This window comes from Janthinobacterium sp. Ant5-2-1 (assembly GCF_001445815.1).
Taxonomy (GTDB): domain Bacteria; phylum Pseudomonadota; class Gammaproteobacteria; order Burkholderiales; family Burkholderiaceae_D; genus Janthinobacterium; species Janthinobacterium lividum_E.
Genome location: NZ_LNCE01000133.1, coordinates 1 through 535, shown reverse-complemented (window position 1 = coordinate 535; position 535 = coordinate 1). Strand labels below are relative to the sequence as shown.

The window sequence follows — 535 nt, the reverse complement described above, 5'->3', positions numbered from 1 at the left end:
GGATTCCAGCCATGTCAAGGGTAGGTAAGGTTTTTCGCGTTGCATCGAATTAATCCACATCATCCACCGCTTGTGCGGGTCCCCGTCAATTCCTTTGAGTTTTAATCTTGCGACCGTACTCCCCAGGCGGTCTACTTCACGCGTTAGCTGCGTTACCAAGTCAATTAAGACCCGACAACTAGTAGACATCGTTTAGGGCGTGGACTACCAGGGTATCTAATCCTGTTTGCTCCCCACGCTTTCGTGCATGAGCGTCAATCTTGACCCAGGGGGCTGCCTTCGCCATCGGTGTTCCTCCACATATCTACGCATTTCACTGCTACACGTGGAATTCTACCCCCCTCTGCCAGATTCTAGCCTTGCAGTCTCCAATGCAATTCCCAGGTTGAGCCCGGGGATTTCACATCAGACTTACAAAACCGCCTGCGCACGCTTTACGCCCAGTAATTCCGATTAACGCTTGCACCCTACGTATTACCGCGGCTGCTGGCACGTAGTTAGCCGGTGCTTATTCTTCAGGTACCGTCATTAGCAA

At 51.8% G+C, this 535-nt stretch carries 1 rRNA gene; it reads right to left on the bottom strand.

Annotation, left to right across the window (positions count from 1 at the left end):
• Positions 1-535: ribosomal RNA gene (locus tag ASN89_RS26550) — 16S ribosomal RNA — on the bottom strand; the annotation flags it as partial.